The sequence below is a fragment of the Sphingomonas sp. GW822-FHT03G08 genome (assembly GCF_058801135.1).
The window spans coordinates 430,312-449,580 of the sequence record NZ_JBXAMZ010000001.1; the positions used below are offsets into that span (position 1 = coordinate 430,312).

Below are 19,269 nucleotides of genomic sequence, written 5' to 3' on the forward strand. Positions count from 1 at the left end.
CAACCGATGGTTGACGGCAATTAGGTATTATTGCGGGTTTGTTGCAGGCGCTAGTGCATTGTTGCGATTGTATTTCCGATGCCTGTGCATAACTGCTCCTGCGCGCGGAGCTTGCGGCCGCCCAAAGCGTTCCCTAGTTGTTCGCCATGACCCTGCCCGTAGAGACCGACAATAACGCCCCCTATCTGAGCGGCCTGAACCCGCCCCAGCGCGAGGCGGTGCTCACTTCCGAAGGGCCGGTGCTCGTCCTCGCCGGCGCCGGCACGGGCAAGACCGCGGCGCTCACCGCCCGCCTCGCCCATCTGCTCTGGACGCGGCGCGCCTTCCCGTCCGAGATCCTGGCGGTCACCTTCACCAACAAGGCGGCACGCGAGATGAAGGAGCGCGTCGGCCGCCTCATCGGCGCTGCGGTCGAGGGCATGCCCTGGCTCGGCACCTTCCATGCGATCGGCGCCAAGATGCTGCGCCGCCATGCCGAGCTGGTCGGGCTGCAGAGCAACTTCACCATCCTCGATACCGACGACCAGCTCCGCCTGATCAAGCAGCTGATCCTCGCCGCCGATCTCGACGAGAAGCGCTGGCCCGCCCGCCAGCTCGCCGGGCTGATCGATGAATGGAAGAACAAGGGCCTGACCCCCGCCGAGATCGGCGCCGGCGAGGCCGAGCGCTATGCCAATGGCCGCGGCGCCGCGCTCTACTTTCTCTACCAGGAACGGCTGAAGGCGCTCAACGCCTGCGACTTCGGCGACCTGCTGCTCCACATGCTGGTGATACTCAAGACCCATCGCGACGTGCTGGAGAGCTATCAGCAGCGCTTCCGCTACATCCTGGTCGACGAATATCAGGACACCAACGCCGTCCAGTATCTCTGGCTGCGACTGCTCGCCCAGGAGCGCAAGAACATCTGCTGCGTCGGCGACGACGACCAGTCGATCTATTCGTGGCGCGGCGCGCTGGTGGAGAACATCCTCAAGTTCGAGAAGGATTTCCCCGGCGCCAAGGTGATCAAGCTCGAGCAGAATTACCGCTCGACGCCGCACATCCTCGCGGCGGCCAGTGGCGTGATCGCCAACAACAGCGGCCGCCTCGGCAAGACGCTCTGGACCGACAAGGACGAGGGCGAGAAGGTCAAGGTGCTCGGCGTATGGGACGGGCCCGAGGAGGCCCGACGCGTCGGCGAGGAGATGGAAGGCCTCAATCGCGGCGGCAAGTCATTCGACGACATGGCGATCCTCGTCCGTGCCCAGCACCAGACCCGCGAGTTCGAAGACCGGTTCATCGCGATCGGCCTGCCCCACCGCATCCTGGGCGGCCAGCGCTTCTACGAGCGCATGGAGATCCGCGACGCCGTCGCCTATCTCCGCGTCATCGCCCAGCCGGCCGACGACCTCGCCTTCGAGCGCATCGTCAACACGCCCAAGCGCGGCCTAGGCGACAAGGCGCTGGCGAAGGTCCACCAATATGCCCGCGCGGCGCAGGTGCCGCTCACCGTGGCGGCCGCGCGCATCCTCGATACCGACGAGCTGACGCCCCAGGCCCGCCGCGCGCTCGGCAACCTGGTCGGCGACATGGCGCGCTGGCGCGCCATGGGCAACGACCTCCAGCATCCCGACCTTGCCCGCATCGTCCTCGACGAGAGCGGCTATACCGCGATGTGGCAGGCCGATCGCACCGCCGAGGCCGCCGGGCGCCTGGAGAACCTCAACGAGCTCGTCCGCGCGATGGAGGAGTATGAGACACTCGGCGCCTTCCTCGAGCACGTCTCGCTCGTCATGGACAACGAGACCAATGCCGACGAGCCCAAGGTGACGATCATGACGATCCACGCCGCCAAGGGCCTGGAGTTCGACACCGTGTTCCTGGTCGGCTGGGAGGAAGGCATCTTCCCCTCGCAGCGCGCGCTCGACGAAGGCGGCCTGGCGTCGCTCGAGGAAGAACGCCGCCTAGCCTATGTCGCGATCACCCGCGCGCGGCGAAAGGCCTTCATCCTCCACGCCGCCAATCGCCGCATCTACGGCCAATGGAACTCGTCGATCCCCAGCCGCTTCGTCGCCGAGCTGCCCGAGGCGCATATCGACAGCGAAAGCACGATGACCGGCGGCGCGAGCCTGTGGCAGGCGAACTGGAGCGAACGCAGCGACCCCTTCGCGGATGTGTCTCGCGGAACGGGAAGAGGCCCGGGCTGGCAGCGCGCCGCGGGCGTGGACATGAAAAACCCCGGCGGCAGCTTCACCTCCCGCACCTTCAACCGCGAACCCGCCCGCGTGGTGGAAAGCCGTGCGTCCGCCGTGAGCTTCGGTGCCAAGGCGCGCGACGACCTGTCGCTGGGCATGCGCGTGTTCCACCAGAAGTTCGGCTATGGCGTGATCGCCGAGATCGAAGGCAACAAGCTGGAGATCGACTTCGAACAGGCCGGGCGGAAGCGGGTTATGGATAGTTTTGTGAGTCTAAGCCAATGAGCCTGCCCGAAAACTGGCACTTCAATTTCGGCCGAAACCTACATCTGGAGTTCAAGAAGTTTGAGCAGGAGCAATTTCCTGACCTAGCTTCCGATCTTCCCGGGTCAGGAGTTCTCGGAGTGCATGGTCATTATGACGACGAGATCGCTATCATACGTTGGGAGGTGAAGGGGGCTGGTTTTATTCTGGCCTTCGGGCCACTGGACGAAAATGAGTTCTTAGAAATTAAGCGTATTGCTGGCAGTGAGCGAGATTTTTCTAAGCTTAGAAACATTGATGGATTAGAAAAATACTATTCTCATCGAGAATTGATAATGCTCGCAGATATGAAGGGCGGCGATGCCAACTTCGATCAAATGCTTCGTCAGTCGGAAGATTGGTACAACGATATATGTTTAGCCAGGGCTGAGCAGTTAAATGTTTCTCGGATAACCCGCGTAATACCTAAGCCGCCAATCTGGGATGTTGATTTAATATCCAAGAGCTGCTGGGTTATTCAGAGTGAAATGGGTATTTCTCAGGGAACTGCGGTGGCGCTGGAGGGGGTTGGTTGGGTCACTTGCTCGCATGTTGTTAGCAAAGATGGAAAAAATATATATCCAGATTTGGATTTTTTCCATCCGTCGAACGAGAATGTTAAAATTAGGCCGAGATTAATATCTATAAATGGCGTTCTGGATTTAGCTGTGTTTGAAATTCCTGCCGGAACTTGTACATTGAATCTCTTTCATGGCCCAGAAATCGTCAGTCATGAGCATGTTGCGGTTTGCGGATATCCTAATTTTTCTAGTGGAGCCGGGTGTTTTATATCTCCGGGGTTGGTGGTTTCACATAGAATGCAAAGTGGGGTCCGGAGAATTTTAACAAACGCGGGCATTGTGGCTGGCATGAGTGGCGGGCCAGCGGTGGTTGGAAATAATCAGGTTGCAGGCATATGCGCGAATGGTGCGGAATATGCCTTCGATTTACGAGATACTGAGGATCAGTCTATAATTCCAATTGCAGCACTCCAGATAATGCTGAGCTGAATTCAGCGTAAATTTGTGTTGGGTATATTCGCAATGGCCGATGCCGCCCTGCAACTCGGCGTCCCCGTAGAACGGATCTGAAAACCCTTCCAATGTAGGAAATCGTCTGATCTACCCTCATAGATGGACGACACTCTCGACAATCCGCCTGATGACGGGCCCAGCCGGCTCGACTTCATTCCTGTACCGCTGGCCAATGTTCGCCACGATGGCTGGACGGAGCAGCGACAGCGCGACTTCGTCAAGGCTCTCCTCGCGATGGGCTCGGTGCGCCACGCCTGCCGCGCCGTCGGCAAGACCCGGCAATCGGCGTACAAGCTTCGCGATCGGCCCGGGGCCGAAAGCTTCGCCGAAGCCTGGGATGTCGCACTCTCGATGGGGTATTGCGACGCCTTCGACCGCGCACTGGAACGCGCGACGGTCGGCGTCACGACGCCGCGCTTCTACAAGGGCAAGCAGGTCGGCACGCGGCATCGGATCGATTGGCGCCTTGCCATGGCGGCGCTCAACGGCATGCCGCCCGTCCCTCCACAACTGCGCAAGAATGTTGCGAGATGAAGAGCGCTTGCGGGAACTATGTCAACTTCTCGCAGCTGCACGACACCAATGCGTATTACATAACCATTACACCCTTGACGCACGTCGCGCTACAAATGTAGCCTCGTAGGCGAAAGGGATCAAACCATGCAGCACAACGCCTACCGACCCCGCCTCAACCGCCGCCAGCTCCTCGCGCTGATGCCCGCTACCGCCGGCGCCGCGCTCCTGCCCGGCTTCGCCCGTGCCGCAACCTCTGCCGACCCGGTACAGGCGCTGGTCGATGATTTCGTGAAGAGCGGCAAGGCGCCCAGCGTGTCCGTCGCGGTGATCCGGGACGGGCGCACGCGCTTTCACAACGCCGGCATCGCCAATCGCGCCACCAGCACGCCGGCCAGCGAGCATATGGTCTATGAGATCGGCTCGATCTCGAAGACCTTCACCTCACTGATCCTGGCCCATGCGATCCGCGAAGGCCGGGCCCGGCTCGACGACGATGTCCGCAAATACCTCCCGGCGGGCTATGACAATCTGGTGCGCGACGGCCGCCCGGTGCGGCTGGCGGACATGGTCACCACCACTTCCGCCCTGCCCGACAATGTGCCCGACTGGATGGCCCGCTTCAGCAAGCTGCCGCCGAACGAGCTGGCCTTTGCGGTGGCGAAGCTGCTCGACGGCTATGACCAGCCGCAGTTCCTCGTCGATCTCAAGGGCGCGCAGCTGGTCGATATGCCCGGGCACCTGCCGCGCCACAGCAATGTCGCCTCGCAGCTCCAGGGCGTGGTCGTCGAGCGGATCTATGGCGCGCCCTATGATGCGCTGCTCGCCCGCTTCGTCGAGAAGCCGCTGGGCATGCGCGCCGGTGGAGCATCGGTGCCGCCCGCGCTGTTCGCCATCGGCTATGCCACGGACGGCACCGAACGACCCACGCTCGCAATGCCGGTGATCCGCGCCGCGGGCGGGCTGCATTATTCGGCGGCGGACATGGCGCGCTATCTCTCGGCCCAGATCGCCGCGACCGATCCCGCCATCGCCCTCACCCACCAGCCCCTGTTCGGCGCGCCGGGCGCCGGGCAGATCGGCTTCCACTGGGTGATCGGCAAGACGGCGGACAGCCAGACCTATCTGCGCCATTCGGGCGGGACGCTCGGCTTCTCCAGCTATTGCGACTTCTATCCGGCCCAGCGCTACGGCGTGGTCGTGCTCGCCAACAGCTCCGGCGCGCAGAGCACGGCGCAGGGGCTTGCCGATGCGATCCATGCGGCCTTGTTCGGGCCGCCCAAGGGGCTGGTGGCGCTCGAGGCCGCGCTCGAGAAGAGCGACTATGCCGATGTGCCCGGCACGATCGCGTCGATAAAGGCCCGCTTCCCCGAACTGCACCTCAACGAGGATTTGGTGAACGCCTGGGGCTATCGCCTGCTGCGCGACAAGCGTCCGGCGGCGGCGCGAGGCATCTTCGCCTGGAACGTGTCGGCCTATCCCGACAGCTGGAACGCGCATGACAGCCTGGCGGAAGCGCTAGCCGAGGCGGGCGACAGGCCCGGCGCGATCGCGGAGTATCGCCGCTCGCTCGAGCTCAATCCGGGCAACGACAATGGCAGGGAGGTTCTGGAAAAGCTGCAGAAACAGCCCTGAGCGACCGGGCGGCGCTAGACCTCGATCCCGTTCCACTCGGTGGTGGTGTGGAAGGCGGGCAGCGCCAGCCCCTCCTCCGTCTTGGCGACGAGATTGTGGCCCTGCTGCTGCAGCCCGGCCTCGCCAAGCACCTTGGGCGAGACCCGGTGCCGGGTAGTGAGCGCGCCGTTGCTGTCCTCGACCAGCGGCTGCTCGAACTCGATGCCCTGCTGGTGCTGCAGGGCGCGGCGGACGATGGCGACGACCATCTGGCCCTCGCCAAGGTCGACGACGAACTGAGTGCCCTCCGGCACATCGACAATGCCCTCGATCAGGGCGCCCGAGGCGGAGACGTTCTTGAGAACGGCGGGGTAGTAGTGATTGTCGTGGATCACGCCGACCTTGCGGAAGGTGGTGTGGCGGATGTGGCGCTGGCGGGCAGGCCCCTGGGGCTTGAGTACCCATTTGCCGTTCTCGAGGTGCTTGGCGAGGTCGGCCGCGGCAACGGCGCCGCTGTAGAGGAAGCCCTGGATATGGCTGACGTTCAGCCGGCGCATGGTCTCGAGCTGGTCGAAACTCTCGATGCCCTCGGCGGTGGTTTCCATGCCAAGGGCATTGGCCAGCGCGACGATGGCGGCGATGATCGCCTGGTTGCGGGCCCCTTCCTCGGTGGTACCGCGGACGAAGCTCTGGTCGATCTTGATCTTGTCGAACGGCGCGCTCTTCAGATAGCCGAGCGAGGAATAGCCGGTGCCGAAATCGTCGAGCGCCAGCCGGACGCCGAGCCGCTTGAGCGCGGCAAAGCGGGCGTCGGTCTCGGCGGTTTCGCCGAGGAACACGCTTTCGGTGATCTCCAGCTCGAGCCGCTCGGCCTTGAGCCCGGAATTGGCAAGCGCGCTCATCACGATGGCGGGCAGCGCCTCGCTGGCGAACTGGATCGGTGAGACGTTGACCGCGACGCGCAGCTCGCCGGGCCATTTGGCGGCGTCCATGCAGGCCTGGCGCAAGGTCCACTCGCCGAGCTGCGGGATCAGGTTGGCGTCCTCGGCGATCGGGATGAAGATCGCCGGCGAGATCCGCCCGCGCTTGGGATGGTTCCAGCGCAGCAGCGCCTCGAAACCGGTGACGTCTTCGCTGCGGGCGCTGAGGATCGGCTGGTAATGGACCGCGAGCTCGCCGTTGGAGAGCGCGTCGATCAGGTCCTGCTCGAGCAGCCGGCGGTCCTCGGCGACCTGGAGCAGGTCGGACGAGAAGAAGCGCGCACGGCCGCGCCCCGCCCCCTTGGCGGCATAGAGCGCGAGGTCGGCGTTGCGGACCAGCTCGTCGCTGGTGCTTGCGTCGAACGGGCTGACCGCGATGCCGATCGAGGCACCGATCAGGCAGCGGCTGCCGTTAATCGTATAGGGGTGCGAAAGCGCTTCGATGATGCGGTTGGCAAGGTCGGAGATGCCGACCCGGTTGTGCGCGTCGGGCAGGATCACCTGGAACTCGTCGCCGCCCATCCGGGCGATCTGCTCGGGATTGCCGACGATGGTCGCAAGCCGCTCGGCGACCTGCTTGAGCAGCGCATCGCCCACCGGATGGCCGAGGCTGTCGTTGATCGCCTTGAACCGGTCGAGGTCGATCAGCATCAGGGCGCAGGCGCGCTCCTGGCTGCGGAAGGCGGCGATGGTGCTGTCGAGCAAATTGCCCATCCGCCGCCGGTTGGGCAGGCCGGTGAGCGGATCATACATGGCGAGCCGGATGCTCTCGCGGGTGGCGCGCTGTTCCTTGGTCACGTCGACGCCGTGACCGAGATAGCCGGAGAACCCCCCGCGACTGTCGCGTGCCGGCTGGCCGGAGAGCGCCCACCAGCGCTCCTCGCCGACAATGTCGACCAGCAGCGGGATCGCGTCGAAACGGGCCTGGCGGGCCATCTGGAAGGGCATGGTACGACGGCGCTCGGCGTCCGCTTCGTCATTCGGGTTCTTGAACAGCGACACCAGATCCTGGCCGATCAGCGCATCGCCGGTCTGGCCAAGCGAGCGCGCGGCGCCCTCGCTGATATAGGTGATCCGGCCTTCGGCGTCGGTCGCCCAGAACCAGCCGAGGTTCATGGCCTCGTAGTTGCGGAACAGGCGGAGATGTTCGGCGGCAAGCGGGTCCGGGCCATTCCGGCGCATGAACGGGATGGCCGTGCCGTTCCCGATCGCCCTCGCCGCCCCGACACCCGTACCGCTCATTCCGCCTCGCCCGAGATTTACACCAATCCGGATGGGTTCCTACGCGTGGACCCTTTAGGTTGTGTGAAGGCGGGGCCCCGGAAAACTCGCTCGCGGACGGAAATCGGCGTGGGCGAGCGCATTGATGCGGGGTAAGAACGAGGCCGAAACACCCCCGAAAGGACCTGGACGCATGCGCCTGATGCTGACCGCCCTGCTCGCTACCACCATGCTTGCCGTGCCTGCCTTCGCGCAATCCTCTCCTTCCGACGTCGCCGACCTGGTCGGTGCCCGCGCGGCGGGCGGCGAGACGCAGCTCGAGGCGCGTGGCTATGCCTTCGTCACCGTGAACACCGTCCGCGACACGAAATGGTCGCTCTGGTGGAGCGGTCGCCAGCGCCAGTGCATCCAGGTGGCGACCAGTGAGGGGCGCTATTCGGCGATCCAGCGGGTGCCCGACGCGAACTGCCAGGGTGGCGGCGGCCAGCCCCAGCGCCCCGACTATGGCCCGCCGCGCCCGGACTATGGCAACGCCCCGGGTGGCGGCGACCGCTATGGTCCCTCGATCACTCTGGTCTGTTTCGGCGGCGGCAGCGCCCCCTCCGCGCAGTATCAGTCAGGCTATGTCTATAATTCGCGCAGTCACCGCTTCGAGCCGCAATATGGGACGACGCTCGGTCGCGAGGGTTTCGCGTCCGACCTGCAGATCGAGATCTGGCATGGCCGTGGCCGCATCCGGCCCGAGGGCAAGCTGGTCTCGCCGATCCACAGCGGCGGCGACAATGGCTGGTGGGACATCCAGAACCTGGTCGTCACCCCGGATCGCATCACTGGCGAATATCGCATGAACGGGTTGAACAAGCCGAAGTTCGAGATCGACCGTCGCAGCGGCATCATTCGCATCCGGGCCGCAACCAACTTCACGGGGCGGTGCGATGCAGGGGACTGGCGCGGGGGTGGCGGCTTCTAGGCCAGCAGGGCGGCGAGCAGCACGAACAGGATCACGCACTCCACCATCGTCATCGTGGCGATACCGAAGCCGCGAAGCTTCGAGACGGCCAGGGTGCGTGCGAACCACAGCGTCTGCAGCGAGCCATACCAGAGGAAGGCGGCAAGGATGATCGCGAGCCCGGCGCTGCGGAAGGCCGGGCCTCCCGGCATCTGCGTCGCGAGCGACCCGATCCCGAGCACCAGCGCGAACACGCCGGCGGGATAGCATTGCGCATAGAATAGAGGCTTCAGGCTGTCCCGGGTCAGCGGCGCCTTCTGCCGGCGCAGCAGCGCGACTGCCATGATCAGCGGAAAGATCGCGAAGAAGAGCAGCCGCATCAACAGCAGGCTGGTATCGTCGCTGATCAGTCCCGACAGTCCGCGCTTGTCCGCCACGATCGAACTTTGCCCGACAAGTGCCAGTTCGATCGTGTGGCTTAGCAGCAGCGTGAGCAGCAGGAAGATCGGCGGGCTGAGCACATCAGGATATTGCTGCTCGGCCGTGTCCTCCAATTCGCTGTCGGCATAGGCCATCATCACGAACGGGTGCCGGATCGTCCGCCACAGGGTGATCGGATAGAAGACCAGCCAGGTGATGATCTCGTACAGCAGGTCGTCGAGCGACTTGAGGAACTGCATGAAGTTCATGGGGCCGTTTCAGCACAGCCCCGGAGATCAGGCCACCGCCATCAGGGTCTCGCCCTGATATTTCTCCAGACTGGGATCGAACAGCGCGCTCTTGACGAAATCCCGGTCGGTCACGGTCATCCCGGTCAATCCGTCGAGCTTGAAGGTGCCGATCTTCTCCTCGCGCGGCGGCGCGCCTTCCTTGAGCACCACCACGCCATCGACATGCAGCGCGTCATGGCGGGTGTAGAGGATGTGCGGCGCCAGGATCATCGCCGTGCGATTATACGTCACGGACAGGCATTTTTGGCGCACGATCCCTTCCAACACCATCGGCGTGGTCGGAGCGGGAGCGGCGGTGGAATCGGTTTCATTACTCAACAGCATGGGGCCTTATGGCAACTCTTGCTGCGCCGCAGCAAGCTTTTGGCGTTCAGTGCAGGCTTTCCGGCTTCAAATCGGCCAATCCGTCTATCGGTTCCGTGCCAACTATCAAAGGCCGATCGGGTTTCGCGCTGGTGCGTCCTGCCGCACTTCATTACGGTTCCGTCGCATCTGCATCGTCCGTTCAGCCCGGCTTCACGCGGATGTCCGGAACGTTTCAGCGCCCCCGGCCGTATGGGCCTTCGGGAAGGAGAATAACATGAAGCATCTGGTAACCCTCGCCGCAGTCGCAGCGGCCAGCCTGGCGGTCGCGACGCCGGCGATGGCACAGCGCGCGCCCATCTATGCGCAGGACGAGGAAGCGCGTTTCGATGCGGCGCAGCAGCGTTTCGAGCGGGAATATGACCAGTTCCAGCAGGCGCTCGAGCGCTACCGCGCCTACAAGCAGCGTCCGGTGGCACCGCCGCCTCCGCCCCGTGGCGGCTATTCGGGCTATGACCCGCGCGACGACGAATATTATGATGCCGCCCGCGATTATCGCGCGCCGCCGCCCGGCTACCAGGAGCGCGTCCTGACCCAGGACGACCGCATCTATCGCGGCAATGACGGCAAATATTATTGCAAGCGCTCGGACGGCACGACCGGCCTGATCGTCGGTGCCGCGGCGGGCGGCCTGTTCGGCAACGTGATTGCAGGCGGCCGTTCCAAGACCGTCGGCACGCTGCTCGGCGCGATCGCCGGCGGCGCGCTCGGCAGCTCGGTGGACCGCGACCAGGTTCGCTGCCGCTGACGTTCCGGAGGCCCTGTCGCACCTGCGGCGGGGCCTCCGTAGCTTCCCCAATAGGGTTAGCTCCTGAGCCGCGATTTCACCCCTGGACAGGCATACTGCGCCAAAATGGGGGAATGAGGAGTCGCGTAATGCCCGTGGAGCGTGTGCTGAGACAGCACAGCCACATTCTTGCCAATGCCGATGCGCTGGAGACGATGGTTTCCGGGCCGCGGCCTGTCAGTGTCGACGGGCTGGGATTCCGCCGCTGGATGTTCACCCGCGACCTTCTGATGCACTTCGCGAAAATGGAGGGCCAGGTATATGGCCCCCTGATGGATGGCCTGGGCGGCGAAGTTGCGCAAGCGGCCAGCCAGGCGAGCGCGGAGACGGCGGCACTGGTCGCGGATTTCCGCGAGCATGTCACCCGCTGGCACGGTTTGCCCAGCGAGGCGCAGTGGGAAACCTATGCGCGCTCGATCCGCTGGCTGATGGGCCGCATCCGCGAGCGAATCGAGCGCGAGGCGGCCGATATCCTGCCGTTGATGCACCAGCTTCCCACGAACGACGAAGGCGCATGTCCCGGCAAGCCGGATCATCGCTACGTCGCCGATGCGTGGGAGATCCGTGAGCTGATCTTCACCGGCAACAACCTTGTCATCGAGAACGGTGCGGGCCGGAACAAGGCCGACCCAGCCTGATCGGCCTAGTGCCAGAACAGCAGGATAAGCAGGATGATCGGGATCGGAATGCCCAGCAGCCACAACAGGATGCCCTTGCCCATCAGTCTCTCCAAGTCTTTGGTTTAGATTGCGAAACAACCCATTTGGGTAAGGAAGAGTTCCCGCTGGAACCCGACGCGCTGTTGCGGCACTGAACGGCGATGACCGATGGCCTCCCCCAGCCCCGCCGCACCCTGGCCATCGCTGCCGTTTCGTTCGGATCGGCATTGGTGGTGATCGACGGCGCCATCGCGACCGTGGCTCTGCCCACCATCGCCCGCGACCTGCACATCGAGAGCTCTGCCGCGGTCTCGATCGTGACGGTCTACCAGCTCGTGCTGGTCATGCTGCTGCTGCCGCTTGCCGGACTGGGCGAACGGATTGGCCTGAAGCGGATGTACCAGACCGGGCAGCTCGTCTTCACCGTCGCGACGGTCCTTTGCTTCTTCGCCAAGAGCCTGCCCTTCCTGCTCATTGTCCGCGCCGCGCAGGCGGCGGGTGCGGCGGCGGCGCTCAGCGTATCTTCGGCGCTGATCCGCCAGATCTATCCGGCCAAGCATCTTGGGCGCGGGCTGGGCATCAACTCGGTGGTGGTTTCCAGCTCGGCCGCGCTTGCGCCCACCCTGGGCGGACTCGTGCTGGCCATTGGCCCCTGGCCCTGGGTTTTTGCCTCCGCCGTGCCTTTCGCCATCGCCAGCCTGTTGTTCGGCCGTGCCTTGCCTGGGAGCGAGCCGCGTGACGAGCCGTTCGACGTGCTGGGTGCGTTGCTCTGCGCCGGCATGTTCGGGTTGGTGATCGGCGGGCTGGAAAGTGCCGTGCACGGCGACAGCCCGGTGGTCTCCGGCGCGGTGGTGATCGCAGGCGCGACGATCGGCCTGCTGTTCGTCCGGCGGGAATTGCGCGAGCCCAAGCCGATCTTGCCGGTCGATCTGCTGGCGCGTCCGGTGCTCGCCTTGTCGGTGGTCGGGGCCTTCACTGCGTTCATCGCGACGATGACGCTGCTGCTTTCCCTCCCCTTCCGGCTCCAGCACGGCTATGGCTTCGCGCCTTCCGAAGTCGGCGCGGTGATCGCGCCCTGGCCGCTCACAACGATGATCGTCGCGCCGCTCGCCGGCTCGCTGTCCGATCGCTATCCGGCGGGTGCGCTCGGCGCGATCGGCATGGTGGTCGCGGTAACCGGATTGATCTTCCTCGCCTTCCTGCCCGCGGAACCGACGTGGTTCGATATCGCCTGGCGGATGTCGCTCACGGGGGCCGGCTTCGGCATGTTCCTGTCGCCCAATGCCCGGCTGATCATCGGCTCGGCGCCGATCGATCGGGCCGCGGCGGCAGGCGGGCTGGTCTCCACGACGCGGATGGTGGGACAGACGACCGGCGCGACGCTGGTGGCCGCGCTGCTGGCGCTGAGCATCGGCGGCGGAACGGTACCTGCCCTTGTCGCTGCCGGGCTGGCGACCATTGCCGGATTGTGCAGCTTCGCGCGGCTGCGCCCCGCGATCCGCAACCCGCGCAGTGCCGAGACCGAGGACGTCCAGCCGGCAAAGCTGCGCTGATCGGGCATATCTTGATGTGATTGGCGGCCGCGCCTGCAATCGTTCGTTGCGGTTCCGTCGCGGAAGGGCCTAGAGGCGCTTCCATGGCCGCCGAAGCAACGCATCCATTCGCCGTTCCCAACTTCCGCTATTATTTCCTGGCGCGCCTCTCGGCCACGCTCGGGCAGATGGCGATGGTGATCGTGATCGGCTGGCAGGTCTATGACATCGCCCGGCGGACGATGACGGTGAAGGAGGCGGCGTTTCAACTCGGGCTGATCGGCGTCGCGCAGTTCCTGCCCCTGCTCTTCCTCTCGCTGTTCGCCGGCTGGGTCGCGGACCGGCTTGACCGGCGCTGGATCGCCCGAGCCTCGGTGGCGCTCGAAGCATTCTGCGCGATCAGCCTGGGTGTGCTGACCTATACCGATACGATCAGCCTGCCGGCCCTGTTCGGCATTGCCGCGCTGCTCGGTGTCGCCCGCGCCTTTGCCAGCCCGGCACTGAGCGCGCTCTCGCCCAACCTGGTACCCAAGGCGATCCTGCCGACCGCGATCGCGCTGAGCTCGCTCTCCTGGCAGATCGGCACCGTGATCGGGCCGGCGATGGGCGGCTATCTCTATGCGGCGGCGGACTGGCTCTCCTATGCGGTGGCGGGGGGACTGTTCCTGCTGTCCTTGCTCATGCTCATGCTGATCGGACCCGTGCCGCGTACCGTGCGCAAGTTCAGCGGCAGCCCCTGGGCGCAGATGGTCGACGGGTTGCATTATGTCCGGCGGAACCGGCTCGTGCTCGGCGCTATCTCGCTCGACCTGTTCGCGGTGCTTCTCGGCGGCGCGACGGCGATGCTGCCCGTCTATGCCCGCGACATCCTCGAGGTCGGCTCGGCCGGACTCGGGCATCTGCGCGCGGCGCCGGCGGTGGGTGCGGTGCTGACGGCGGTGTTCTTCTCCTGGCGCCCGCTCAAGAGCGATGTGGGCGTGAAGATGCTGCTCGCGGTGGCGCTGTTCGGCTTCGCAACGGTGATCTTCGGCCTCTCGGCGCCCTTGCTGGTGCCGGTGCTGGGGCCGAGCGCAATCGGGCATGATACCGCTCCGGCGGTATTGATCGCATTGTTCGCGTTGTTCGTGCTCGGCGCAGCCGACATGGTCTCGGTCTATGTTCGCCAGTCGCTGATTCAGCTCTATACGCCGGACGAGATGCGTGGCCGGGTCGGTGCGGTGTCCACCCTGTTCATTTCGGGCTCGAACGAGCTGGGCGAGGCTGAATCGGGCTTTCTCGCCGCGCTCATCGGTCCGGTCGCCGCTGTGGTTGGCGGCGGCATCGGCGCGATCCTTGTCACGATCGCCTGGGCCAAGCTATTTCCGGAGTTGAGGCGGGCTCGAACCTTCGATCCTCCGGCCAATCTTGAGATTCCTCCCAAGGAGATGACGACATGAAGGCCAATACGATCCTCGAAACGATCGGCAACACGCCGCACATCCGGGTGAGCAAGCTGTTCCCGGACGCGGAAGTCTGGATCAAGTCCGAGCGCACCAACCCGGGCGGCTCCATCAAGGACCGCATCGCGCTGGCGATGATCGAGGCCGCCGAGAAGGACGGCAGCCTGCAGCCGGGCGGCACGATCGTGGAGCCGACCAGCGGCAATACCGGCGTCGGCCTGGCGATGGTCGCGGCGGTTAAGGGCTACAAGCTGATCCTGGTGATGCCCGAGAGCATGAGCCTTGAGCGCCGCCGCCTGATGCTCGCCTATGGCGCGACCTTCGACCTGACGCCGCGCGAAAAGGGCATGAAGGGCGCGATCGAACGAGCCATGGAGATCGTCGAGACGACTCCGGGCGCCTGGATGCCGCAGCAGTTCGAGAACCCGGCGAACATCGACGTGCATCACCGCACCACGGCGCAGGAGATCCTCAACGACTTCGCCGACACTCCGATCGACGTGGTGATCACAGGTGTCGGCACCGGTGGCCATATCACGGGCGTTGCCGAGACACTCAAAAAGGCCTGGCCGAATGTGAAGGTTTATGCGGTCGAGCCCGAGCTTTCGCCGGTGATCTCGGGCGGCCAGCCCGGCCCGCACCCGATCCAGGGCATCGGCGCGGGCTTCGTGCCGCGCAATCTCCACACCGATGCGATCGACGGCGTGATCAAGGTCGATGCCGGTGTCGCCAAGGACATGGCGCGCCGTGCGGCAAGGGAGGAAGGTATGCTGGTCGGCATCTCCTCGGGGGCGACTCTGGCCGCGATCCTGCAGAAATTGCCCGATCTTCCGGAGGGCGTCCGGGTGCTTGGGTTCAATTATGATACAGGTGAGCGCTATTTGAGCGTTCCAGACTTCCTTCCGGAGAGCTGAGGCACTGGAATTAACTCCCGATTAACGCTAGTTTTCCCGAGTCGGGGAAAACGTCGTTTCCGGGGGGAATTCGTCGTGCGTAATGCAATGATCCTGGTGAGCGTGATGCTTGCCATTTATCTGGGGTGGCCGCTGGCTTTCGGGGGGAAGCAGCGCGGGCTGGAAACGCCGGCCGAAGCGCGCGGTGTGGCGGCCGCCCCAGTCTCCGCCATCAAGCACAAGCCGGTGGCGCTGGCGGCCGCGGCGCCGGCGCGCCCGGAGAGCTGCTACAAGCGCTACCAGCGTGAAGTGAAGCTCTGCATCGGCGAGAGCACCGCAGCGGCCTGCAAACTGGGTGCGGCGGACCATTGGGATATGTGCGAGGCCACCGGCTTCTGGCCGGACTAAGCCCCGCCGTCCCACGCTGAGCCGAAGCCTGTGGCGTTTCGGCGCCGCAATGGTTCCAACCTGCGTGCTTCTGCGTTATGGGCGGCGACCCCATGGCGACCCTTTCCTTTCCTCGCAGCTTTGCAGGCTCTTCGCGCCCCGTCTCGCCCGTGCTCGTGGCGATGCTCGGACTTGTCATGCTCCTGGCGATCGCGGGGCCGGTCTGGCTCGTCGCGCACACGCCTCGGACCGTCATCGGCAAGGCCAAGGCGCCGGTGAAGGTCTCGCACCGGGTGGTGCCCAAGGACGAGTTGCCGGCCGTAGAACCGGTCGAGCTGCAGGTCGTCACGCCCGATGACGCGCGGGCGTGGAACGCCTCGGTGCCCTTCTCCACCCTGCCCAACCCCGCCGCCCGGCCGTTCAATATCTTCGGCGCCGAGGACAGCCGCGAACGTGCGGTCGATTGCCTGGCTGCCGCGGTCTATTACGAGGCCGGCGACGATGCCGTGGGGGAAAAGGCCGTGGCGCAGGTCATCATCAACCGCGCGAGGCATCCTGCTTTCCCGAAAACCATCTGCGGCGTCGTGTTCCAGGGATTCGAACGCTCGACCGGCTGCCAGTTCACTTTCACCTGTGACGGGGCGATGCTGCGCTATACGCCGACCGCCGCGGCCTGGGAGCGGGCGCGCTATGTCGCCCGCAGCGCGCTGACCGGATCGGTGTACAAGCCCGTCGGCCACGCCACCCATTACCACACCGACTGGGTCGTCCCCTATTGGAGCGCCAGCCTGGAGAAGATCACCGAGGTCCATACCCACCTGTTCTTCCGCTGGAGCGGCTGGTGGGGCACTCCCCCCGCCTTCAACCGGACCTATGCCGGTGTCGAGCCGAACATCGGCCTGATGGCCCGCCTGTCCCCCGCCAACTTCAAGAGCGACCCGGCACTCGACGCACTGCTGCCCGGCGCGGCGGGCGGCGACGGCGCGTTCATCGACCCCGCATCGATCCCGACCAGCGCGATCCCCGCGCCGATGGCGGTCGAAGGCGGCGGCGAATCGAACAACTTCATGCTCACCCTGCCCGCCGGCATGAACCCCGACGCCTTCGCCGCGCTCGCCATCCGCACCTGCGGCGAGCGCCCCTATTGCAAGTTCATGGCCTGGGCCGACCCCAAGCAGACCCCGGCGAAGCTGCCGCTCGGCAGCAGCCAGGTGTCGACCATGTCGTTCAGCTACCTGCGCGACGAGGCGCAGGGCTTTGCCAAGGCGCTGTGGAACTGCCAGCAGTTCCGCCGCCCGAGCCCGGTCCAGTGCATGCGCGCCCAGATCGCCGCCGCCCCCGAGGCAGCTCCCGCGCCTGCCGCGACGCCGCTGCCCGGCGCCGGCCCGCTCAGCGCGCCCGCGCCGCTGGCCGGGGTGCGCCGCAAGGTCGACGCGGTCGCCCCGCCGGCGACCGCGCCTGCCAATGTACCGGCCCAGGGCAAGGGTGCGGTGAGCTTCAGCCTGCCGGTGCCCCGGCCCTCGCCGACCCCGCGGCCGACGCCCGTTCCCTGACCGGTTGAAAGAGCGGCCGGCGCGAGGCCGGCCCGGTCAGCGGAACATCTGAAATCCTACATTGCAAGGGAGGAAGCCTCCTTCCTGCTCCCCTCCCTTCCAGGGAGGGGAAACAAGGGCGGAAATTCAGGCTAGTCCACCTTCGCCGCCAGCGCTTCGGCCAGCGCCAGCGCGGCATCCAGCGGGGCGTCGCTGACATTGGGGCGGTGCCAGCCGCTTGCGCCCGCCGTGTCGACCGAGACCGTCGCCACGCCGAGCCAGCGCTGGAGCAGGCCCTGGCGCACGGTGAGCGTCTGGATCGAGTCGAAGGGCACCACCCAGTCGCGCTGGGACAGCACGCCGCGCATCACCTGCAGGCTGGTGTCGCGCAGCGCATAGCGATGATGCGCGCGCTGGAAGAGCGCGACGATCACGGGGACCGGCACGAGCAGCAGCCCCCACCAGAGCAGCGGCAGGAACCAGCCCGCGATGGCGAAGACCAGCGCGACCGGCATGCCGTGGCGCAGCGCCGAGCGGAGGATATGGGCCGGGGCCACCGGGCGCAGGCCGACGCGCTCGAAGGTCGGCAGCGGCGTGGCGGCGAGCACCTCCGCCGCTTCCTCCTTCGTGGCGAAGGGCGCGAGCCCCTGGCGGCCCGAGGGATCGGTGCTGCCGCCGAGCGTCTGCACCTCGACGCTGTTCCAGCCCAGCCGCCCGGAGATCATGCCGCGATGGACCAGCCCGAGCTGGATGCGGCGATCGGCGATGACGACTTCCGAGCGGGTGAGCAGCCCGCGCACCCGGCGGAAGCGCCCGCCTTCATGGGTGAGCATGAAGCCATAGTCGCGCAGCAGGGTGCGGACGATGCCGGCGACCAGGCTGACCAGCAGCGCCAGCCCCGCGACCAGCACCAGCGCGACGATGCTGAACCGCGCGACGGCGACCCGCTGGGCTTCGCCGAACAGCTCCTCCCAATCGAGCTGGAGGATCTCTCCGAGATAATGGAGACCGCCATAGATTGCGGCGATCCAGACGAGCGAGAAGCCGAACACCCCCTCGATCAGCACGCGGCCGAGCGACATGGCGAAGATCGTGCGGCGCTCCGGGGCAGGTTCCGGCGCAGCGGCATCGCCGGCCTGCACCGCGGCGGCGGGCGTGTGGCTGCGGAGCAAGGCGCGCAGCCGCTCGGCCTCGGCGACCGAGACGCTGTCGAGATGGGCCTCCTCCTTCTCGCCGCCGCCGGTCTCCAGCTTGATCAGCGCCAGGCCGACGATCCGGGCGAACGGGCCGCGCTCGATCGAGACGTCCTGGATGCGCGCGCGCGGGATCGAGCGGCGGCTGCGGCGCAATACGCCCTGCTGGATCAGCACTTCCTCCGCGCCGATCCGGTAGGTGAAGCACCACCAGTCGAGAAAGGTCATCAGGATCACGGCGGCCGCGATCGCGCCGAAGGCCCCGAAGGCCAGCACCGGATGGAATTCCTTGCCGGCAAAGCCCAGCGCCAGCGGCGGGACGACGAGCGTCGAGGGCGCGCGCTTGATGAAGCGCAGGATCACGGTGAGGACGTGCAGCCGCTGGGGCCGCGCTTCGGCCTCAGTCATGCGCGGCGCTGCCGATGCGCTCGCGGATCGTGTCGCGGATTGCCTCGGCGGTGGCGCGGGCGATGCCGGGCAGGATCACGACATTGTCGTCGGTGCCGGCGGTATGGAGGACAAGGGTGGCGACCTTGAACAGCCGCTCCAGCACATCCTGCTGGACGTCGATATGCTGGACGCGCAGCACCGGCACGATCGTGTGGACCCGGGTGAACAGGCCATGCTCGACATGGAGCTCGGTGCCGGTGAAGGCATAGCCCCAGCGGCGCCAGCGGCGCGGCGGCGCGAGCACGACCATCCACAGCGCGAGAAGGATGACCGGGGCGAGGAACAGGCCCGGCATGGGGAGGTTCGGCACGAACCACTCGGCCGCCCCGGTTGCCACCAGCAGGACGATCGCGTTGCGCAGCGCGCGCAGGCGGATCACGTGAAGCTGCCCACGCTCGAGCGGCGTGAGCGGTACGATGGCCAAGGTCATGAAAACACTATCGCCTTCCCCGGGGTATGGCTCAAGTGTATTACTGCACCATAGCGGCGGTGATGGGATCATTGTTGCCGCTCCC

At 65.7% G+C, this 19,269-nt stretch carries 17 protein-coding genes; 12 read left to right on the forward strand and 5 right to left on the reverse strand.

What is annotated here, in order from left to right; all coding sequences use genetic code 11:
- The first annotated feature begins 146 nt into the window (after positions 1-146).
- From AC1RJ5_RS01775 to AC1RJ5_RS01790, 4 genes are all read left to right on the forward strand, one after another.
- The gene (locus tag AC1RJ5_RS01775) at positions 147-2,459 is read left to right on the forward strand and encodes an ATP-dependent helicase (RefSeq protein WP_493111373.1); all 2,313 of its coding nucleotides are present in this window, start codon (positions 147-149) and stop codon (positions 2,457-2,459) included.
- Positions 2,456-3,487, forward strand: coding sequence for a S1 family peptidase (locus AC1RJ5_RS01780; protein WP_493111375.1), 1,032 nt, complete (start codon positions 2,456-2,458; stop codon positions 3,485-3,487). Before AC1RJ5_RS01775 ends, AC1RJ5_RS01780 begins: the two co-directional genes overlap by 4 nt.
- 123 nt (positions 3,488-3,610) lie before the next feature.
- Complete coding sequence (locus AC1RJ5_RS01785) at positions 3,611-4,045, forward strand: hypothetical protein (RefSeq protein WP_493111377.1); 435 nt, start codon at positions 3,611-3,613, stop codon at positions 4,043-4,045.
- 126 nt (positions 4,046-4,171) lie between these two features.
- A complete protein-coding gene (locus AC1RJ5_RS01790) occupies positions 4,172-5,659 on the forward strand; it encodes a serine hydrolase domain-containing protein (RefSeq protein ID WP_493111379.1) in 1,488 nt (495 codons plus the stop codon).
- 14 nt (positions 5,660-5,673) lie between these two features.
- Here AC1RJ5_RS01790 and AC1RJ5_RS01795 read toward each other — a convergent pair whose 3' ends face one another.
- Complete coding sequence (locus AC1RJ5_RS01795) at positions 5,674-7,860, reverse strand: putative bifunctional diguanylate cyclase/phosphodiesterase (RefSeq protein WP_342249797.1); 2,187 nt, start codon at positions 7,858-7,860, stop codon at positions 5,674-5,676.
- A gap of 172 nt (positions 7,861-8,032) precedes the next feature.
- Between AC1RJ5_RS01795 and AC1RJ5_RS01800 the strand changes: the two genes are divergently transcribed.
- Positions 8,033-8,809, forward strand: coding sequence for a hypothetical protein (locus AC1RJ5_RS01800; protein WP_342249798.1), 777 nt, complete (start codon positions 8,033-8,035; stop codon positions 8,807-8,809).
- On the opposite strand, the gene AC1RJ5_RS01805 is transcribed toward AC1RJ5_RS01800, so the two are convergent.
- Both AC1RJ5_RS01805 and AC1RJ5_RS01810 read right to left on the reverse strand, forming a co-directional pair.
- Positions 8,806-9,477 (reverse strand): hypothetical protein, encoded by a 672-nt coding sequence (locus AC1RJ5_RS01805; protein WP_269575348.1) that lies wholly within the window; start codon positions 9,475-9,477, stop codon positions 8,806-8,808. The genes AC1RJ5_RS01800 and AC1RJ5_RS01805 overlap by 4 nt on opposite strands.
- A gap of 27 nt (positions 9,478-9,504) precedes the next feature.
- The gene (locus tag AC1RJ5_RS01810; RefSeq protein ID WP_493111382.1) at positions 9,505-9,750 is read right to left on the reverse strand and encodes a hypothetical protein; all 246 of its coding nucleotides are present in this window, start codon (positions 9,748-9,750) and stop codon (positions 9,505-9,507) included.
- A 349-nt stretch (positions 9,751-10,099) separates the two neighbouring features.
- Here AC1RJ5_RS01810 and AC1RJ5_RS01815 point away from each other — a divergent pair, with 349 nt between their 5' ends.
- From AC1RJ5_RS01815 to AC1RJ5_RS01845, 7 genes are all read left to right on the forward strand, one after another.
- Complete coding sequence (locus AC1RJ5_RS01815; RefSeq protein WP_269575346.1) at positions 10,100-10,630, forward strand: glycine zipper 2TM domain-containing protein; 531 nt, start codon at positions 10,100-10,102, stop codon at positions 10,628-10,630.
- A 128-nt stretch (positions 10,631-10,758) separates the two neighbouring features.
- Positions 10,759-11,307, forward strand: coding sequence for a hemerythrin domain-containing protein (locus tag AC1RJ5_RS01820; protein WP_493111384.1), 549 nt, complete (start codon positions 10,759-10,761; stop codon positions 11,305-11,307).
- A 182-nt stretch (positions 11,308-11,489) separates the two neighbouring features.
- On the forward strand, positions 11,490-12,881 hold the full coding sequence (locus AC1RJ5_RS01825; RefSeq protein ID WP_493111386.1) for an MFS transporter: 1,392 nt from the start codon (positions 11,490-11,492) through the stop codon (positions 12,879-12,881).
- Positions 12,882-12,964: 83 nt separating this feature from the next.
- Positions 12,965-14,296, forward strand: a complete 1,332-nt coding sequence (locus tag AC1RJ5_RS01830) for an MFS transporter (RefSeq protein WP_342249802.1) — start codon at positions 12,965-12,967, stop codon at positions 14,294-14,296.
- On the forward strand, positions 14,293-15,213 hold the full coding sequence (cysK, locus tag AC1RJ5_RS01835) for a cysteine synthase A (RefSeq protein ID WP_269575342.1): 921 nt from the start codon (positions 14,293-14,295) through the stop codon (positions 15,211-15,213). Before AC1RJ5_RS01830 ends, cysK begins: the two co-directional genes overlap by 4 nt.
- 75 nt (positions 15,214-15,288) lie before the next feature.
- On the forward strand, positions 15,289-15,600 hold the full coding sequence (locus AC1RJ5_RS01840) for a hypothetical protein (protein WP_269575341.1): 312 nt from the start codon (positions 15,289-15,291) through the stop codon (positions 15,598-15,600).
- A gap of 161 nt (positions 15,601-15,761) precedes the next feature.
- Positions 15,762-17,132, forward strand: a complete 1,371-nt coding sequence (locus tag AC1RJ5_RS01845) for a cell wall hydrolase (RefSeq protein ID WP_493111390.1) — start codon at positions 15,762-15,764, stop codon at positions 17,130-17,132.
- 131 nt (positions 17,133-17,263) lie between these two features.
- On the opposite strand, the gene AC1RJ5_RS01850 is transcribed toward AC1RJ5_RS01845, so the two are convergent.
- Together AC1RJ5_RS01850 and AC1RJ5_RS01855 are read right to left on the reverse strand one after the other, a co-directional pair.
- Positions 17,264-18,712 carry a PH domain-containing protein gene (locus AC1RJ5_RS01850; RefSeq protein ID WP_493111392.1) on the reverse strand — a complete coding sequence of 483 codons (1,449 nt, stop codon included), beginning with the start codon at positions 18,710-18,712 and terminating at the stop codon, positions 17,264-17,266.
- The gene (locus AC1RJ5_RS01855; protein WP_493111394.1) at positions 18,705-19,184 is read right to left on the reverse strand and encodes a PH domain-containing protein; all 480 of its coding nucleotides are present in this window, start codon (positions 19,182-19,184) and stop codon (positions 18,705-18,707) included. The genes AC1RJ5_RS01850 and AC1RJ5_RS01855 overlap by 8 nt, the downstream gene beginning before the upstream one ends.
- Positions 19,185-19,269: the final 85 nt, after the last annotated feature.